Source organism: Protofrankia sp. Cas3 (assembly GCF_963555955.1).
Classification (GTDB): Bacteria; Actinomycetota; Actinomycetes; order Frankiales; family Frankiaceae; genus Protofrankia.
In genome coordinates this window covers 1-3,878 of record NZ_CAUVXP010000277.1, presented here as the reverse complement: position 1 = coordinate 3,878, position 3,878 = coordinate 1, and the positions used below count along the sequence as shown (strand labels likewise).

Sequence of the window (3,878 nt, the reverse complement as noted above, 5' to 3'; positions counted from 1 at the left end):
CACCGGCCGTGAGCGAGACAATCGTCGTGCCCGCGGTCCAGGAATGGTTGGCCGCATTGATGAAGCCATAGACCAGGGCGACCATGCCGGCCACCGACAGCAGCGAGCCGACCAGGTCGAACTTCCCGGACAGCCGCTCGGAGTCGTGGATGTAGAGAAACCCGCCGGCCATCAACGCCGCCCCGATCGGCACGTTCACGAACAGCACCCACCGCCAGTCCAGATATTCGGTCAGCACGCCGCCGAGCAGCAACCCGATCGCCGCGCCGCCGCCGGACACGCCGGCGTAGACCGCGAAGGCCCGGTTTCGCTCGGGGCCTTCGGTGAACAGCGTCGTGATCAGCGACAGCGCCGTCGGCGCCGCGATCGCCCCGCCGATGCCCTGCACGACCCGACCGCCCAGCAGCAGCTCATAGCTGGTCGCGAGACCCCCGATTAGGCTGCCGAGCGAGAACAGCCCGAGGCCGAGGATGAACATCCGCCGCCGGCCCAAGATGTCGGCTGCTCGTCCGCCCAGCAGCAGCAAGCCGCCGAACGCGAGGGTGTAGGCGTTGATGGCCCAGGTCATGTCGGTCTGGCTCTTACCGAAATAGCGCCCCATCGACGGCAGGGCGATGTTCACGATCGTCGAGTCCAGCACGACCATCAACTGGGCGCCGGCGATCAGGAACAACAGCAATGTCCTGTTTGCACTTCGGCGCGCGGTCGCGGTCGCAGGCGTCGCTGCGCTGGCGACGGCGCCCAGTGCGTTGTCGGTCATGGCACACTCCGATGTCTCGTGGGGGACGGCTCTTGCGGGGTAGGTGGCTGTTACGCCTCGACCGGCACGAGCAGCCCGAACTGCGCGTGGACTGGCTCGTTCAGGTGGGCGCGTACCCCGCGGCTGGTCTCGTCGGCGAGAATCTCCGCTTCGCCGGCTTCGACGCCGTCGAGCACCTGCCGGACCACGTCGGCGGGGTCGACCTTCGGAGCCTGCACCGCGGCAGTCATGTCGGTATCGACGTAGCCGACGTAGACACCGACGACCTGCACGCCCCGCGGGGCGAGTTCGGTGCGCATCGAGTCGGTTGCGCTCCACAGCGCCGCCTTCGACACCCCGTAGCTGCCGCCGAGAGCGATCCAGGAGAGCACCGAGGCGACATTGACCACGGCGCCGGAGCGCTCGACGAGCCGATCGCCGAAGGCTGAGATGAGCGCGAGCGGTCCGAAGAGGTTGGTCTCCAGTTCCCGACGCAGGAGGGACGTGTCCGGGTTGAGGACCGAGGTGGCGTGGGAGATCCCGGCGTTGTTGATCAGGACGCTGACATCCGGTGCGACCTCGGCGACCCGGGCGACCGAGGCCGGATCCGTCACGTCGAGTTCCAGCGGCACCACGCGCGGGTCGGTGGCGTCGATCGTCCGAGGATCACGAGCCGCGGCATACACCTTCGCCGCCCCGCGGTCGAGCAGCTGGCTGACGTACTCGCGGCCCATGCCACGGTTGGCCCCGGTGACGAGCACGGTCTGTTGGGCGAGCTGGGTCATGTGCGTCTCCTCGAGTGATGTACACCGATCGGTTTACTCGGCTCGCTGGAACGTACACCGATCGGTTTACTTCTGGCAAGGGGTGACCTACGCTGGGGACATGACGACCCCTAGTCGTATCCGCAAGGCCGGTGCCCGCGATCGGCTGATCGCCGCGGCGGAGCGGCTGTTCTACACCGAGGGGATCCACGCCGTCGGCGTCGACCGCTTGTGCGCCGACGCCGAGGTGTCGAAGCGTTCGCTCTACCAGCACTTCGCCGGCAAGGACGAGGTCGTCACCGCGATGCTGCAGGCACAAGCCGCCAAGTTCGCCGCCCAGCTCGCACCCGAGGGCCTTCCACCACGCGAACGAATCCTCATGCTCTTCCGGGCCCTGGATCGGGAAGCCGACTCGCCCAACTTCCGCGGCTGCCCCTTCATCGGCGCGGCCACCGAACTCAAGGACCGCGACCACCCCGCAGTGCGGGTCGTGTGCGAGCAAAGAGCCGCCCTCACCGAATACTTCGCCGAAGCCCTGCGCGCCGGCGGCGCCCGCGACGCAGACCTCCTCGCAACCCAGCTCACGCTCCTCTTCGACGGCGCCAGCGCGCATTCGATGGTGCGCGGCGGATCCACCCCGGCGACCCGGCAAGCGGTGGAGACGCTGATGAGCGCACATGGGATGTGACGCGGACTCACCCAGGTCGCGGCATCGCATCGGCGGCCGAGCCGCGATTCAACCGGTCCAGGTTCGTCGGCCCGTCACTGCCTCGCATTGCGGTCGCAGCTGTTATCGCCACCGCGGTCCGCTCGAACAGCAGCTTCACCGGCTCCACCCCGAGCCGGTCCCGCGCCCTGGTGATCGCCGTGGTCGCCGTGGCGACCTTGACCTGCCGCATCACCTCGTCGTAGCCGTCCGACGGGAACAACGCCAGCGCCACCACGTACCGCAGCGTCAGCGCCGCCGGCAGGTCCCGCCTCCGACGCTCGCGCCGCCCCGTCTCCCCGACGACCTCGTCGCCGGTGACCCCGCCGGAGGCGGCTGGCTGCTCGGCGAGGAGGCGATGCGCCGCAGCACCGTGACGTGGCACCGTCTCACGACCGGCGGCGCACTGATCGTCAACTGGCGCGCCATCGCCGTCGCCGCGGTCGGCGACCCCCGCCCTCAGCAGCTACAGAGAGAAGAATCGCCGGCGGCGGCCAGCCAGCGCCACCCGTCATAGCCGCCGAGAAGAACCGGCCTCTCCTCCGCCTCACCGACGACCTCCGCCAGACCGTCCGGACGAAGAGGCCCGGGGGGCAGCCGTCACCGGGGGGATGACCCGCCACGGCCCGGGACCTGTCATCAGGGTCATGTCCCGGATGAACACCGACCACCCGGGCCCCACGTCCCCGCCGGGAAAGCGTGGTCCCAGTGGTACGGCTCTGGCTCGCCTGTCCGTTCACCGCTATCCAGGGCTCGACCCCGGCCTCACACCGGCGTCGCCATCCGAGCCTCCGCCGGCGAACGTGGCGGCCTCCTCCCGAGAGCGCCGTTCGCCGTAGTCGTCGCGGAGGATGGTCTAAGGTAGGAGCCGCATCTCTGCCGGCGTGGCGCAATTGGTAGCGCACCTGACTTGTAATCTGGAGGTTAGGGGTTCGAGTCCCCTCGCCGGCTCCTTCCAGCCCCGTGCACACATCGGCTCGAAGATCAACTGCGAGCCCGGTTTGCTGAGCCAGCGTTCGACGTCGCCGGCCAGCCAGACCCAGGTGCGCTCAAAGTGGGGCGTCGCGTTCACAGCACCGATGGGCTGGGGGAAGGTCGGGGCGTGGGTGTGGCGGTAGCTGATGTTCTGGCGGGTCTGTCCGAGCAGGCGCAGCGGTTCCGGCACCCAGCCATCTTAGCTTGGCAGCAAACATGGTCACACGGGTCCGGTCGGGCGCTCAGAGCCGGGACCCGCAGACACAGCAACGGCGAAGTCGATCGAGTTGGAGGGGCGTCGGCTGCTCGGTAATCCCAGCGGATGGCACCGCGCGGCGGCGCGGGCAACACCGCAGGGCGCACGCGTCCTTCCCGGCTTGTACGAGGGCACCGACCGGCCGACAGATGCCTCACAGAACTTGAGACGTCAACATCTGGAGTGTTTTCGCTTTTCTGGACACCTTTTTAGGCTGCCAGCTGGCTGATATGTCTGTATCCTGGCTCGTATTCTCTGGGTGTCAAGTATTCGAGTGTGGAATGGCGGCGTTTCGTGTTGAAGTAGTTCTCGATCCAGTCGGCGGTCTCGGTTGTCAGGTCGCGGAGGGTGGGCCAGGGGCGGATGTTGTTTTTCTTGGCGTAGGTATCGAAGGTGATGGATGTGTATTGGGCGCCGCGGTCGAAGTGGAATATCACT

General features: G+C 67.9%; 4 protein-coding genes, 1 tRNA gene and 1 pseudogene. 2 read left to right on the top strand and 4 right to left on the bottom strand.

What is annotated here, in order from left to right; genetic code table 11:
* Both U9983_RS27035 and U9983_RS27030 read right to left on the bottom strand, forming a co-directional pair.
* Positions 1-760 (bottom strand): MFS transporter (locus U9983_RS27035; protein WP_322756719.1); only part of this gene is annotated, 760 nt, incomplete at its 3' end.
* 50 nt (positions 761-810) lie between these two features.
* On the bottom strand, positions 811-1,524 hold the full coding sequence (locus U9983_RS27030) for an SDR family oxidoreductase (protein ID WP_322756718.1): 714 nt from the start codon (positions 1,522-1,524) through the stop codon (positions 811-813).
* A 100-nt stretch (positions 1,525-1,624) separates the two neighbouring features.
* On the opposite strand from U9983_RS27030, the gene U9983_RS27025 reads away from it, so the two are divergent.
* Positions 1,625-2,191, top strand: a complete 567-nt coding sequence (locus U9983_RS27025; RefSeq protein ID WP_322756717.1) for a TetR/AcrR family transcriptional regulator — start codon at positions 1,625-1,627, stop codon at positions 2,189-2,191.
* 109 nt (positions 2,192-2,300) lie between these two features.
* On the opposite strand, the pseudogene U9983_RS27020 reads toward U9983_RS27025, so the two are convergent.
* A pseudogene (locus U9983_RS27020) lies at positions 2,301-2,522 on the bottom strand (transposase domain-containing protein); the annotation flags it as partial.
* 565 nt (positions 2,523-3,087) lie between these two features.
* Between U9983_RS27020 and U9983_RS27015 the strand changes: the two are divergent.
* Positions 3,088-3,160: transfer RNA gene (locus tag U9983_RS27015), tRNA-Thr, on the top strand.
* A 489-nt stretch (positions 3,161-3,649) separates the two neighbouring features.
* On the opposite strand, the gene U9983_RS27010 is transcribed toward U9983_RS27015, so the two are convergent.
* The coding region (locus U9983_RS27010; RefSeq protein ID WP_322756716.1) for an integrase core domain-containing protein at positions 3,650-3,878 on the bottom strand (229 nt) is incomplete at its 5' end.

Coding starts and splice junctions, on each gene's coding strand:
- U9983_RS27030 (WP_322756718.1), bottom strand. CDS start 1,524: ATGACCCAGCTCGCCCAACAGACCGTGCTCGTCACCGGGGCCAACCGT.
- U9983_RS27025 (WP_322756717.1), top strand. CDS start 1,625: ATGACGACCCCTAGTCGTATCCGCAAGGCCGGTGCCCGCGATCGGCTG.